Source organism: Pectobacterium sp. 1950-15, assembly GCF_037136835.1.
Taxonomy (GTDB): domain Bacteria; phylum Pseudomonadota; class Gammaproteobacteria; order Enterobacterales; family Enterobacteriaceae; genus Pectobacterium.
This window is the reverse complement of record NZ_JBBBQR010000003.1, coordinates 82047-95747: the sequence shown is the minus strand read 5'-3', so window position 1 is coordinate 95747 and position 13701 is coordinate 82047. Positions and strand designations below refer to the sequence as shown.

The 13701-nt window shown below is 53.4% G+C and carries 14 protein-coding genes; 5 read left to right on the top strand and 9 right to left on the bottom strand.

Annotated elements, in window-relative coordinates; genetic code table 11:
- The first annotated feature begins 100 nt into the window (after nt 1-100).
- On the top strand, nt 101-1354 hold the full coding sequence (gene flk, locus WCT94_RS04475) for a flagella biosynthesis regulator Flk (protein WP_336868184.1): 1254 nt from the start codon (nt 101-103) through the stop codon (nt 1352-1354).
- 128 nt (nt 1355-1482) lie between these two features.
- Here the strand turns inward: flk and fabB are convergent, their stop codons facing one another.
- Nucleotides 1483-2700 carry a beta-ketoacyl-ACP synthase I gene (gene fabB, locus WCT94_RS04470; protein ID WP_336868182.1) on the bottom strand — a complete coding sequence of 406 codons (1218 nt, stop codon included), beginning with the start codon at nt 2698-2700 and terminating at the stop codon, nt 1483-1485.
- Between the two features lie 172 nt (nt 2701-2872).
- Here fabB and mnmC point away from each other — a divergent pair, with 172 nt between their 5' ends.
- A complete protein-coding gene (mnmC, locus tag WCT94_RS04465) occupies nt 2873-4900 on the top strand; it encodes a bifunctional tRNA (5-methylaminomethyl-2-thiouridine)(34)-methyltransferase MnmD/FAD-dependent 5-carboxymethylaminomethyl-2-thiouridine(34) oxidoreductase MnmC (RefSeq protein ID WP_336868181.1) in 2028 nt (675 codons plus the stop codon).
- Nucleotides 4901-5378: 478 nt separating this feature from the next.
- On the opposite strand, the gene WCT94_RS04460 is transcribed toward mnmC, so the two are convergent.
- The 6 genes from WCT94_RS04460 to prmB all read right to left on the bottom strand — a co-directional run bounded on the left by WCT94_RS04460 (nt 5379) and on the right by prmB (nt 10059).
- Nucleotides 5379-5663 (bottom strand): YfcL family protein, encoded by a 285-nt coding sequence (locus tag WCT94_RS04460; protein ID WP_336868180.1) that lies wholly within the window; start codon nt 5661-5663, stop codon nt 5379-5381.
- 34 nt (nt 5664-5697) lie between these two features.
- Nucleotides 5698-6243 (bottom strand): elongation factor P hydroxylase, encoded by a 546-nt coding sequence (locus tag WCT94_RS04455; protein WP_336868480.1) that lies wholly within the window; start codon nt 6241-6243, stop codon nt 5698-5700.
- Nucleotides 6244-6271: 28 nt separating this feature from the next.
- Nucleotides 6272-7072 (bottom strand): sulfite exporter TauE/SafE family protein, encoded by an 801-nt coding sequence (locus tag WCT94_RS04450; protein ID WP_336868179.1) that lies wholly within the window; start codon nt 7070-7072, stop codon nt 6272-6274.
- A 32-nt stretch (nt 7073-7104) separates the two neighbouring features.
- Nucleotides 7105-7950, bottom strand: a complete 846-nt coding sequence (gene mepA, locus WCT94_RS04445; RefSeq protein ID WP_336868177.1) for a penicillin-insensitive murein endopeptidase — start codon at nt 7948-7950, stop codon at nt 7105-7107.
- A 7-nt stretch (nt 7951-7957) separates the two neighbouring features.
- Nucleotides 7958-9043 (bottom strand): chorismate synthase, encoded by a 1086-nt coding sequence (gene aroC / locus WCT94_RS04440; RefSeq protein WP_320703703.1) that lies wholly within the window; start codon nt 9041-9043, stop codon nt 7958-7960.
- An 83-nt stretch (nt 9044-9126) separates the two neighbouring features.
- Entirely contained in the window at nt 9127-10059 is a 933-nt protein-coding gene (prmB, locus tag WCT94_RS04435) for a 50S ribosomal protein L3 N(5)-glutamine methyltransferase (RefSeq protein WP_336868176.1), read from the bottom strand.
- A 171-nt stretch (nt 10060-10230) separates the two neighbouring features.
- On the opposite strand from prmB, the gene smrB reads away from it, so the two are divergent.
- Complete coding sequence (gene smrB, locus WCT94_RS04430; RefSeq protein ID WP_319848331.1) at nt 10231-10773, top strand: endonuclease SmrB; 543 nt, start codon at nt 10231-10233, stop codon at nt 10771-10773.
- A gap of 87 nt (nt 10774-10860) precedes the next feature.
- Here the strand turns inward: smrB and sixA are convergent, their stop codons facing one another.
- On the bottom strand, nt 10861-11343 hold the full coding sequence (sixA, locus tag WCT94_RS04425; RefSeq protein WP_336868174.1) for a phosphohistidine phosphatase SixA: 483 nt from the start codon (nt 11341-11343) through the stop codon (nt 10861-10863).
- Nucleotides 11344-12433: 1090 nt separating this feature from the next.
- On the opposite strand from sixA, the gene WCT94_RS04420 reads away from it, so the two are divergent.
- The gene (locus tag WCT94_RS04420; protein WP_336868173.1) at nt 12434-12985 is read left to right on the top strand and encodes a Csu type fimbrial protein; all 552 of its coding nucleotides are present in this window, start codon (nt 12434-12436) and stop codon (nt 12983-12985) included.
- A 71-nt stretch (nt 12986-13056) separates the two neighbouring features.
- On the opposite strand, the gene WCT94_RS04415 is transcribed toward WCT94_RS04420, so the two are convergent.
- Nucleotides 13057-13185, bottom strand: a complete 129-nt coding sequence (locus tag WCT94_RS04415; protein ID WP_336868488.1) for a hypothetical protein — start codon at nt 13183-13185, stop codon at nt 13057-13059.
- Here WCT94_RS04415 and WCT94_RS04410 point away from each other — a divergent pair.
- Nucleotides 13155-13691 (top strand): Csu type fimbrial protein, encoded by a 537-nt coding sequence (locus tag WCT94_RS04410; RefSeq protein ID WP_336868171.1) that lies wholly within the window; start codon nt 13155-13157, stop codon nt 13689-13691. The two genes, WCT94_RS04415 and WCT94_RS04410, sit on opposite strands and share 31 nt — an antisense overlap.
- Nucleotides 13692-13701 lie beyond the last annotated feature (10 nt).

Sequence of the window (13701 nt, the reverse complement as noted above, 5' to 3'; positions counted from 1 at the left end):
CGCCTGATATTCGTGCCGTTTTAAGCGACGCATGACTATCGGCCGTCACGGGAGATTGCTATGATTCATCTCAATCATGACGGCAGTGAGGATAATCGATATGCAACCTGTAAGTGGCCCAGGTGCCCCACTGCCCGGCGAACGTCCGGTTACGCCGACAACCACATCCTCGGCCTCATCCGCCTCGAACACCACGGGTTCAGCTAACGGCGATCGGCCGCTCACGCTGGCGCAGCGCACCACACTGGAAAATCTGGTGCTTAAAGTTGCTGCACTGACAACATCAAAGGCCGCGGAAGTCTGGACAACGGTAAAACAGGGGTTAGGTTTGGCAGAAAATAGCGAACTGCAATCCCGCCACTACCAGCCTGCCGAGCAGATACTCCAGACACGTTTAACACAGGCACAAGATAGCGGCGGGCGTCAGCAACTGCTTCAGCGCCTGACGGAGATGCTGTCTCAGGGAAATAATCGTCAGGCAGTCAGCGATTTCATCCAGCAACGGTTCGGCAGCACCACGCTAAGCGCATTGAATAAAACGCAGCTACAGCAGGTTGTGACGCTGCTGCAAAATGGGCAAATCCCGCAGTCAACGGCACCGGTCAGCGCGACGCAAACCGCTCAGGCTGCCAACTCGCCCGATCGTCCCCTCAATCCTGCTGAACAGCGCGGCCTGAATCAGTTAGTCACCCGATTGGCGACCATGACAGGGGAACAGCCTGCAAGAGTGCTGAGTAATCTGATGATGATGCAGAATCTTAACGAGGGCGACGCCATCCCGTTAAAACACCTGCCGTTGCTCACGCAGTTCCTGCAAGCGCAGGTTGAGCTGCAACAAACACAAACGCTGCTACGCGCCACCTCACCGGTATCGCAGGGGACACCGACAAATTCGGGAACCGCAGGCGCAGCACCAGAACCGCTGACTGCCAACACGGCTAATACGACAAACGCGAATCAGTCATCTACAGCGAACGTATCATCACAGCCGCTACCGACACAGAACGCGCTGCTTTCCCCGAACCTCGCCCCGTTGCAGGCTTTGCTACAGCAGCCCATGAGCGCGCAGGAACAGCACCTATTGATGGATTACACGCAGAATCGCTTCAATATCGGCTTACAAACGCCGCTGACGCCGATGCAGGTCAGCGATCTGCTGACCTTCCTGTTCACACAGCGTATTCAGCGTGCGCAGGAAACGGATTGGACTACGACATCACAGCTGCTGCATCCGCTGTTTAACCCTCTGATCGCCTCACTGCCGCTCAGTTGGCAATCCCTGTTCCATAAGCCGATGTTTCTGGTGATTGTCAGCACCTGCGTGGCTGCATTTCTGCTCTGGGTTCTGATCTAACCGCCAAGCACGTTAAAGGCAGGCTGATCGCTCATCACTCTCTCAACAAAATCATCGCCAACAAAAAACCCCGCGGCTTGCGCCAGCGGGGTTTTATTTATTTGAGATAATGCCGAAGAATAATTCGGTTATTTATCGAGCTTTCTCATGACCAGCGTCGCATTGGTGCCGCCGAAACCGAAGCTGTTAGACATCACCGTGGTCAGTTTACGTTCCATCGGCGTAGTCACGATGTTCAGGCCGGCAGCCTGCTCATCCAGATTTTCCACGTTAATGCTTGGTGCAACAAAGCCGTGTTCCAGCATCAGCAACGAGTAAATGGCTTCCTGAACGCCAGCGGCACCCAAAGAGTGACCGGTCATCGCTTTCGTCGCGGAGATCGCCGGCGAGTTGTCGCCAAACACTTCACGAATTGCGCCCAGCTCCTTCACATCGCCAACTGGCGTAGAGGTACCGTGAGAGTTCAGGTAATCAATTGGCGTATCGACACCGTGCATCGCCATCTTCATACAGCGAACGGCACCTTCACCCGATGGGGCAACCATATCTGCACCGTCAGACGTCGCGCCGTAGCCGACGATTTCTGCGTAGATATGCGCGCCGCGCGCCAGCGCGTGTTCCAGCTCTTCGACAACAACCATACCGCCGCCGCCTGCAATCACGAAACCATCGCGATCGGCATCATAGGTGCGGGAGGCTTTTTCTGGTGTTTCATTGTATTTGGTCGACAGTGCGCCCATCGCGTCGAATTCACAGGCCAGTTCCCAGCACAGCTCTTCAGCACCGCCAGCGAATACGATGTCCTGTTTGCCCATCTGGATTTGCTCAACCGCATTACCGATACAGTGCGCAGAAGTCGCACAGGCAGAGCTGATGGAGTAGTTCACGCCGTGGATTTTGAACGGCGTTGCCAGACAGGCAGATACCGCTGAACCCATGGACTTGGTCACGACATAAGGGCCAACGGCTTTTAGGCCACGCGGGCTACGCATCGCGTCAGCACCAAACACCTGGTAGCGTGCAGAGCCGCCGGAACCGGCAATCAGACCAACGCGTGGGTTATTCTGATAGACCTCATTGGACAGCCCGGAATCCTGAATCGCCTGCTCCATGGATAAGTAGGCATAAATCGATGCATCACTCATAAAACGCACAATTTTGCGATCGATGAGGCCAGTGGTGTCCAGTTTGACATTCCCCCAGACGTGACTACGCATACCGGAATCTTTCAGCTCTTGAGAGAAAGTAATACCCGAGCGGCCTTCCCGCAATGATGCCAGAACTTCCTGCTGGTTATTACCGATGCTTGATACGATCCCCAGGCCAGTAATCACTGCACGTTTCATTTAATACCTCTTCTTCCACTTATAGAGTTTGGGATTTCGCTTCGCACTTTAGCGTACAGTTGTAAGCTGAACAAGTCCGATCAGCCGAACTATCGCGAAATTATTGCTAAATTTGCGCCACGATATTCCGCTCGTTAAAATCTCGCCATCACTTGAATAATGAGCTTTTGTCGTGACGAACCTTCCCATCCAACATGCGTCGTTAAGTTGGAACGCTCAGGGTACACCTGTATCGCAACAGTTTGATGACGTCTATTTTTCGAATCAGGATGGGTTGGCTGAAACCCGTTATGTGTTTTTAAAGGGCAATCAGTTTCCTGAGCGTTTTGCCACGCATCCGCGCACGGCCTGCGTGGTAGCAGAAACCGGCTTTGGGACTGGCTTGAATTTTCTTACGTTGTGGCAAGCCTTTGCCAGCTTCCGTCAACAGCAGCCACAGGCAACATTGCGCCACCTGCATTTCATCAGCTTCGAAAAATTCCCTCTACGCCAGCACGATTTGGCTGCCGCACACGCCCAGTGGCCGGAGCTGGCAGCATTCGCCGATGAACTGCGTGAACAATGGCCGCTCCCGCTGCCGGGTTGCCACCGTTTGATACTGGCACAGGGGGCTATCACGCTCGATTTGTGGTTCGGTGACGTCAATACTTTATTACCTGAGCTGGATGACACCCAGAATCATCAGGTCGATGCCTGGTTTCTGGACGGCTTCGCACCGTCCAAGAATCCGGATATGTGGACAGATAACCTGTTTCAGGCGATGGCTCGTTTGTGCCGTAAAGAAGGCACATTTGCCACCTTTACCGCTGCGGGCTTTGTACGTCGAGGTCTGCAACAGGCAGGATTTCAGGTCAGAAAAATCAAAGGATTCGGGCAGAAACGCGAGATGCTGAGCGGCATCCTTCCCGACACGCTTCCCGCTATTTCGCCCACACCGTGGTATGCCCGCCCTGAGGCCAGCACGACTGACGATATTGCGATTATCGGCGGCGGCATCGCCAGCGTGCTAACAGCCCTTGCTCTGCAACGGCGTGGGGCAAACGTCACGCTCTACTGCGCGGAGGCTCAGCCGGCCACGGGCGCTTCCGGCAATCGTCAGGGGGCGCTGTATCCTCTGCTGAATAACCGGCACGATGCGGTATCCCGTTTTTTCTCCCTCGCGTTTGATTTTGCCCGCCGCAGCTACACGGCACTGGCGCAGCAGGGTCTGGCGTTTGAGCACCAGTGGTGTGGCGTCAGCCAGCTTGCCTGGGATGAAAAAAGTGCGCGTAAGATCGAACAGATTCAGCAAGCAGAGTGGCCGGAAGGGCTGGTCGTTAGTGTGGATGCGCAACAGTTGGAAAAGCAAAGCGGCCTGAATCCCGGCGCAAACGGCATCACCTACCCCGACGGCGGCTGGCTGTGTCCGGCGGAGCTGACGGCTTCTGCGCTGAAGCTGGCAGAGCAAAACGGCCTGTCGGTACAGATGAGTACCACCGTTTCCACACTGGAGAAAACGGACGACGGCTGGGCACTCACCCTCAGTACCGGCCAGCGGGTACATCATGCAGTCGTGGTACTGGCAAACGGTTATCACATTACCGACTGGCCGCAGACATCCCATTTGCCCGCCTACGCCGTGCGCGGACAGGTCAGCCATATTCCCACTAACCCCGTGTTGGGGCAGCTTAAACAGGTTCTGTGCTACGACGGCTATCTGACACCGGTCAGCCCGCGCCATCAAACGCACTGTATCGGGGCAAGCTATGTACGGGGAGAAACCCGCTGCGATTATCGGGAAGAAGAGCAGCAAGAGAACCGCCAACGGCTGCTGAATTGCTTGCCTGACGCAGAGTGGGTCAAGACGATCGATGTCAGCGATGCGCAAGCGCGTCAGGGGGTCCGCAGTGCGCTGCGCGATCATCTGCCGCTATTAGGAGCTGTGCCGGACTATGAACAAACGCTGGCAGAGTATGAAGAACGATTGCATCCCCAACACCGCGCCGACACGGTACCCAGCGCGCCCTACTGGCGAGATCTGTTTATCATCGGTGCGTTAGGTTCACGCGGGCTGTGCTCTGCTCCACTCGCAGCCGAAGTCCTGGCCTCACAGATATATGGTGAACCGCTACCGCTGGATCGCGATACGCTCGCCGCGCTCAATCCGAATCGTTTCTGGATAAGAAAACTGCTGAAAGGCAAACCCGTAACTCAGGATTAATAAACTATCTCTTCACAGACAAACGGCCTCTTGTGCACAAATGCCACGACTTGTAATAGTTTTTGCCAGAATCCGGCTTAAAAAATTATGCAGCGGTGAGCTTGACCGCCGAGTGAGCGGCAGGACGCCGCGAAAGCCAGTGCCGCGTCGGACAAAACGTCAACGACGTTTTGAACAGCACTTTTGCTGGCCCGAAGGGCGAGCCCCATTTATGGGCGAGTAAACGCGTCACTGGCGGTTCGATTAGCGGTCACGAACACCGATGGCACCGCGAAGCGGCATAATTTAGCCGGGAGCCTGGGTTCGCAGGGCGGCGGCGACTGAGCGCCATGCGTCGGGCGCGTATACGGTATCGCATATGAATAGCAGCGGTGTGGCGCACGAAACTGTCTCTGAGTCGGCATAGGAATGTAACTGAGAGACAGTGAGTAGGGAACGTCATAACGAGTTCGGCTAAACTCATTCTAAACAATTCAAGCTAGTGGGTGCTATTCTGCGCCTGTTGGAACAAACGCTCCCACATTCCGTTGACCAGTACCTGATCCGGCGGTGACAGTTCACCGTTTTTGATGGCGTTATTAATACTGTCGCTAACGCGCACGTGCAGGGCTTCAAGCGTGTTTTCCCCGTTTTCTTCCGCTTCTGCCACCGACACCGTCAGATGACCGCGCAAATAGCCACCGGCAAACAGTTCATCGTCGCTGGCATGCTCTACCATGTCATCAATCAGCGCCAGAATGCGCGTTTCAAATTCTGCGATCATTTCTTATCCTCAAATTTTTTGCAGTTCCCGCTCATCACAGATCGGCTGGATACGGGAAGCTCGCCGCCGTCAGCGGAGGCGTATTGTAAAACGATTGCAACGCACGAATAAAGCTCGCTGGACGCGCTGGAATACCCTCTTCCATATACTGCATCACCTGCGCATGCACACGCCGTTGGAAATCAATGCGATCTGGCTCGCAATCGCCGTTCAGGTTGTCACAGCTGACGTTAAAAGGAAAACCGGCCGCAACACAGAACAGCCAGTCGAAAGCCTGGGGTTTGATCTCCACCACCTCGAACTGGCTTTGCGTCGCCGCATCGCGGCCATCCGGGCAGTACCAGTAGCCGAAATCAACCTGCAAGCGCCGCTGGGCGCCGGCAATACACCAGTGGGAAATCTCGTGCAGCGCGCTGGCATAAAAACCATGCGCAAACACAATCCGGTGATACGGAATGTCATCATCCGCTGGCAAATAAATCGGCTCATCGTCGCCTTTTACCAGACGGGTATTGTATTCATCGCCAAAGCAATCATTAAAAATATCAATCAGTTGCTGATAATGGTGCGTCGTTGTCATGTTATCTGTTGTTATCATAAAATTGTTATCATAAAAACTGTCCCAGCCAGACAGCAATTTCGTGCCCGTGGCTGTCATAAATCAGCTTGCCGCTCATGGTGGCGGAAACCAGCACCAGCATAGGACGAATCAGTTTTTGCCCTTTCGTCATCACCATTCTAGCGCCCAGCCGCGCGCCGAGGATCTGCCCGATCAGCATGACACCACCGACCACCCAGACCACCTGACCGCCGAGCATGAAGAACAGCAGTCCACCGAAATTAGAGGTAAAGTTCAGGATTTTGGCATTCGCCGTCGCTTTTGCCAGATTGAAACCATAAAGGGTGACAAACGCTAACGCATAAAACGACCCCGCGCCGGGGCCAAAGAAGCCGTCATAAAAACCGACGCAGCCGCCTGCCAGAATCGCAAACGGCAGTGGCGACAGACGACGCTGCCGATCTTCATCGCCGACTTTTGGCGTTAATAAAAAGTAGAGGCCGATGCCAATGATCAGCACCGGCAGCAGTTGGCGCAGAAAATCGGCGTGAATTTGCTGGATCAGCCAGGCACCAAAGGTCGAACCGACAAACGTCAGCGCAATCGCCAGTTTCTGCTCGCCCAGATTCACCGCACGACGGCGAATGAAATAGAGGCTGGCGGAAAAGGATCCACCGACGGCCTGAAGTTTATTCGTTGCCAGCGCCTGCGCGGGGGATAGGCCCGCCGCCAGCAGGGCCGGAATCGTCAATAAACCGCCGCCGCCCGCAATCGAATCAATAAATCCTGCCAACGCCCCGACAAAAAACAGCACGGCCAGCGTTTCTGGCCCAAGAACTAACCAGTCCATAATTATTTTTTATCTCGCGACATAGTTATCCGTTATCTCGCAGCAAAATGTCTGTCGAGCAGTGCCTGACAAGAAGGAGGCAACGGCGGCGGCGTGGTTTTTTCTGGTGCTTCACTACTCGGCTGCTTCGGCTGGAACCAGCTGGTTAACTCGGCACCGCACCCGTCACCGAGCGGCGGATCGCTTTGCTCCTGACATTCCAGACTGTCTGCCGGGCAGCGCAAACGCACGTGCATGTGCGCACGGTGCGCAAACCAAGGGCGAACTTTGCGCAGCCAGTCACGATCGTGGCCCGCTTCTACGCACAGTTGTTTTTTAATCGCCGGATTGACGAAGATGCGTGTCACGTCGCTATCCAGCGCGGCGGTTTTGATCAGGGTAGTGATTTCTGGTCGCCAGACGCGCGGATTAACGTTAAGTCCGCTGGCGTTCACCAAATCGATAGGCTGTGGCTTCAGCAGTTGCTGCTCGCTCCAGCGCTGTCTGGGCAGTTGCAGCCAGATATCCACATCCAGCCCGGACTGGTGACTGGCGTGGCCGCTGCTGAAACGTCCACCGACAGGCATTCCCATATCCCCCACCAGCACATTACCCGAGGTCGTGCGCTTCACCTCGTTGCTCAGGCGGTGAATAAACGCCAGCAGATCGGGGTGACCGAAATAGCGGCGCTGATCGACACGCATCACCTGATAATCCAGCGACTGCAACGGCAGCGGCTGGGCACCGATGATACAGCCATTGGAAAAACTCCCAATTGACTGCGGCGTACCCGCAACCGGATGCGTTATCTCCTGCCAGGGCGTTTTCGCCCACGCGGCGTTCGACCACAGCGGCGCGCTCAGCGCCAGCGCGAGAACCCCGATTAACCCTTGTTTCATTATTTTTTTACCAGCGAGGAACCTGACTGTTCACATCTCCACACTGTGCGCGTTGGCGCAGCAGGTGATCCATTAACACAATCGCCATCATGGCTTCGGCAATCGGCACTGCTCGAATACCGACACAGGGATCGTGACGGCCGCGCGTGACCATTTCCGTCGCTTCGCCCTGACGGTTGATCGTTTTTCCCGGCACCATAATGCTAGAAGTCGGTTTCAACGCCAGATGCGCAACGATATGCTGACCGCTACTGATTCCGCCCAAAATGCCGCCAGCGTGGTTGCTTTGGAAACCGTCCGGTGTGATTTCGTCTCGGTTTTCACTGCCGCGTTTGGTGACAACCGCAAAGCCATCGCCAATTTCGACGCCTTTCACGGCGTTGATGCTCATCAGTGCATGGGCCAGATCGGCATCCAAACGATCGAAGACCGGCTCACCTAATCCGGCGGGTACGGATTCCGCTACGACACTCACCTTCGCACCAATGGAATCGCCCTCTTTTTTGAGAGCGCGCATCAGTTCATCCAAGGCTTCCAGCTTGTCGACATCCGGACAGAAGAACGGATTTTGCTCAACCTGTTCCCAATCTTTCAGCTCGCAGGTGACATCGCCAATCTGCGACAAATAGCCGCGTACTTTCACACCATATTGTTGTTGCAGGTATTTCTTCGCAATCGCGCCAGCGGCAACGCGCATCGCGGTTTCGCGCGCGGAAGAGCGGCCACCGCCGCGGTAATCGCGCAGGCCATATTTTTGCTCATAGGTGTAATCCGCATGACCAGGGCGAAAAACATCTTTAATCGCGCTGTAGTCCTGAGAACGCTGATCGGTGTTTTCAATCAGCAGACCAATGCTGGTCCCTGTCGTCACACCTTCAAAAACGCCGGACAGGATCTTGACCTGATCGGGCTCGCGGCGCTGCGTCGTATAGCGGGATGTTCCCGGACGGCGGCGATCCAAATCGTGTTGCAAATCCGCTTCCGTCAGCGGGATCCCCGGCGGTACGCCATCAACAATACACCCCAGAGCAATACCGTGGGATTCACCAAATGTAGTGACGCGGAAAAATTGCCCAATACTGTTGCCTGCCATCACAACTCCTTCGCATGTGTTCTGTTTCTGTCCCACCGCGCAGCCAGATGCACGATAGGACTAATGAATATCGTTATGACCGCTTAGTCGCGGTAAGCGCTAAAATGCGCTTTGCAATCGACCAGCTGTGATTGCGTTAACATAAACACGCCGTCACCGCCGTTATCAAACTCCAGCCAGGTGAACGGGATGTCTGGGTATTGATCGATCAGGTGCACCATGCTGTTGCCCACTTCGCAAATCAGCACGCCGTCGTCGCTAAGATAGTCTGGCGCACAGGCCAGAATACGCCGCACCAGATCCAGACCGTCGTTGCCCGCCGCCAGCCCCAGTTCAGGCTCGAAACGGAACTCTTGCGGCAGATCGGACATATCTTCTTCATCCACATACGGTGGATTGGTCACGATCAGATCATAGCGAATCGCCGGTAAATCGCGGAACAGGTCGGACCGGATTGGCGTCACGCGGTATTCCAGACCGTGCTGCTGAATATTCTGCTCGGTTACCGCCAGCGCATCACTGGAGATATCCACGGCGTCAACTTCCGCTTCGGGGAATGCCTGTGCGCAGGCAATAGCAATACAACCGCTGCCCGTGCACAGATCCAGAATATGGTTTGGCGCTGCTGGCAACTGCTCATCAAAATAGTTATTGATCAGCTCACCAATAGGAGAACGCGGCACCAGCACGCGTTCGTCAACGTAGAATTCCAGGCCGCAGAACCAGGCCTTGTTGGTCAGATAAGCAACCGGGATACGCTCATTGACGCGGCGAATCACGCGTTCAACAATGCGCTGCCGCTCGCTGGTGATCAAACGAGACGTGTACATATCTTCAGGAATATCGAGCGGCAAATACAGGCTAGGCAATACCAGCTGTATAGCTTCATCCCAGGGATTATCCGTCCCGTGACCGTAATAGACGTTGGCTGCGTTAAACCGGCTGACAGCCCAGCGCAACATATCCTGAATGGTATGAAGTTCACTGACGGCCTCATCGACGAAAATTTTGTCCAAGGGTGTCCTCCGCAGACAGTTCTGAACGGGAAATTGGCGCTTAGTTTGCCATGAAGCCCGCGACAAATCAGCAGATATAACCGACTGAACGTGCCCCGATACAGACTTTTATTTAGCGACAGCGAGGAGACAAGGTAAACTGATCGAATGTTGACGCAAGATGAATGAAATATGAGTAATAAATATTCGCTGAATGACGACGAATTGCAGCTTTTTCGCACGTCAATCACTGGCACAAAAAAGTTGCGTCAGGATACCTATACCCACAAACCGCTGCGCAGAAAATCAGGCGAATTGCCCGCCAAGCGGGTATTGCAGGAGCAGGTTGATGCCAGTTTTTATTTTTCGGATGAATTTCAGCCCCAGTTGGACGCTGAAGGCCCGACGCGCTACGTCCGCCCCGGAGCCAGCCACTATGAATTGAAAAAACTCCGCCGGGGAGATTATTCGCCGGAACTGTTTTTGGATCTGCACGGCCTGACGCAGCTTCAGGCGAAACAGGAGCTAGGTGCACTGCTGGCAGCCTGTCGGCGGGAGCACGTTTACTGCGCCTGCGTGATGCACGGGCACGGCAAACATATACTGAAACAGCAAACGCCGCTCTGGCTGGCGCAGCACCCTGACGTGCTGGCTTTTCATCAGGCACCGAAAGAGTTTGGTGGAAATGCCGCGCTGCTGGTGTTGGTAGCGCTGGAGGCACCTTCGCTTGAGTAGCCCCGTCCTTCGTCAACGAAGGACAAGGCGTGTAAACTCGTTACACACCTTATACCGAATGAATTCAGGCGTTCGGGATTCGTCGTATTAGGGCTTTGCGGCCAGCTGTGCCGGACTGACTTGCCAGTGCAGCACGCCATTGCCGGATTCCGCTTCCACCTGCACACAGGCGACAGCGGACGTGGCGAACATCGGAGCCGTTTCATTTCGGCATAATTCGGCAACCAGATAGCCCACCAGCGGCAAATGCGAAACCACCAGAACCGCCCCTACGCCTTCTCTCGCCAGCGTTTGCAGATAATAACCAACAAGCTGGGCATCACCGCCGGGCGTCAGTTCATTCAAGCAATCCGCTTCTTCCGGCAGCGGCAGCACGTTCTTCACCACGTCGAGCGTTTGCTGGGCGCGTAAATAAGGGCTCACCAAAACGCGCTCAATATCGATATTTTGCTCGTTCAGCCAACACGCCATCTGGCGAGACTCATCACGACCACCGTCGCTCAATGGCCGAACGGCATCACTCGCTGCATCAAGTACCGCATCACCATGACGCATTATCAACACTTGCATATTACACCGCTATGTTAATGAAATATATGGTATATCCTCATAAACCTGCCGGTATGAGGATTGGCTTTCCTGCAATTCGGGCATGCCCGCAACGTAAGCCATATAAGGTTTGCTGTAGGTTACCTGAGTTTCTCGCTATGTAAACTCGCCTGAGATCAGGTTTTGGTAGAAAACGTCATCCTCACCGCTTCCTCCCACAGACAACAGACCGGAATCAGCCGAAAACACGACCGAATACGGTTGTAAAATTAACCACCCCAATGACGCGTTTTTAGCCGATCCGTCACCAAAGAGTCAATAATTGTTATGAATCGACAACGCCAGAAGGTGCGATCCACTCTTTCCTCTTCGAAGTAATCAACTGATAAATAAAACATTTAAAGAAATTTGATATAACCTCCCACATCCGCAACAGATAACCATAATTTTATAAAGGTCATTATAATTGATTACAATAAAATCAAAAATATGATATAAAAATCAAAAAATAACAAAAAATCAGCACAAAAAACTGATAAAATCATAAATTTCGATTATTTAAACTTTTTTAACACATATCAATTTCGCGATATTGTTAAACAACCACTCTACTTCTATCTTTATCTTAAATAGCGTTTTTTACTATTCGTTTTATATAAACAAGGTCATTACACAGAATATAACGCCATATAATAAAAATAGATTGATCTTCTATTTATGGACGAATGCGCAATTCAGGATAAAGCCCGAAGAACCTCTCTGTTATTTTATATGCCCGCCATTATTCACACCATGGAAGAGAATATTAGCAATACGTTTCTTTATAGATTTATTTTCACCATACGGAAGGTACTGAAAGTAGTAGCGATATATATTTCAGCGGTGCGACATTTTTGTGTCAGTCGGTTAGGTAATCAGGAAAGGAAATATCTCTTCTGCATTTCCCGAGTAGCCGAAACCATGCCATATAAATACCCGTACTGATTAAAACGACTCGTTATGATTTTTTTTCGTAATAGTTACTCGTGACGAGCAGTTTTCACGGAGAGCACTGCACTTTCGTGAAGACACTTTCGATGAAAATAAGTGAGAGACATATAAAGGAATCGTTATGAATTCTAAGCGAATAACATTACCTATTCTGGCGACACTATTCACCACATTCGGCCTATCTCCCACCGCCAACAGCGTGACAATCAGTGGTCAGATCCCCGTATCACTCACGATTACCTCCGCCTGTACCATTAACAACGGCGCTGCTGGTCAAAGCGGTACATGGGGTACGATCAGTTTTGGCTCCCACTCCGATTTAACGGCAAACATTGATAGCCAAGTGACTAGCGCTGGGGGCAATGGAATTACTGTCACATGCTCTGTTGGCACCCCTGCCACACTGAACATCGGCGCGGGGCTGAACGACAGTGGAGCACTACGCAGACTCGCCCCTGGGACAGGAGCGTATAACGTTCCTTACCGTTTATATAGCGACAGCAACCGTAGCGCCGAGCTTACGGCCACAGGGACAACGGGTATTGCCATTGCCGCAACAGGCAACCCACAATTAGTTCCGGTCTATGCACGAATTCTACCATCAGACCAAACGGTTTTGTCCCCCTCTGCGGGTTCTTATACCGATACCGTCGCTGCCACTATCGTATGGTGAAGATTTACAGGCCGACATGCCCACATGTCGGCCTTTAGGGTCATTGATCCGCAAGAAAAGGAGCCGTTATGTCACCACACCTTATACGCCACATCGTGCTTACTGCCCGCGCCCTGACGTTGGGTGTGCCCCGTGTCGCCATTCAGGCTAAGTAAACACGGGTATTGCGATGCGCTTTCTATCGGCATTGGTTTTGTCACTTCTGCTGTCCGGTTCCATCATCCCCACGGTGGCGATGGCGCTTACCGTTAACAGCACATTCGATGTCACGGCAACGATACAAAGAGGCTGTGTTTTTGGCACCAGCACGGCAAATAGCCAGCCCAATATGGGCACGCTTGACTTCGGAACGCGCAGCGCCACGGCAACCAACGTGGATATCGCCAGCACCAGCGGCGGCGGCTCGATTGTTGCCACCTGTACACCAGGCACGAGCGCCATCATTGAACTGGGCTACGGCGCCAATGGCGGCAGTAGTACACAACGTTTTCTGAAAAATGCAGCGGGAACGCGCCTGCTGGCCTACCAGCTTTACCGCGATGCTGCGCGCACGCAGGTATGGGGAACGGGAAGTCTGGCGCTCAGTATTGTCTCCTTTCCCGCTACAACCCAGACCTACACCGTTTACGCCCGTTATTTTGGCGGCACCCCTCTGCCTCCAGCAGGGGTTTATACCGATAACGTGACCGTCAGCCTGACTTATTAAAAACAAAACA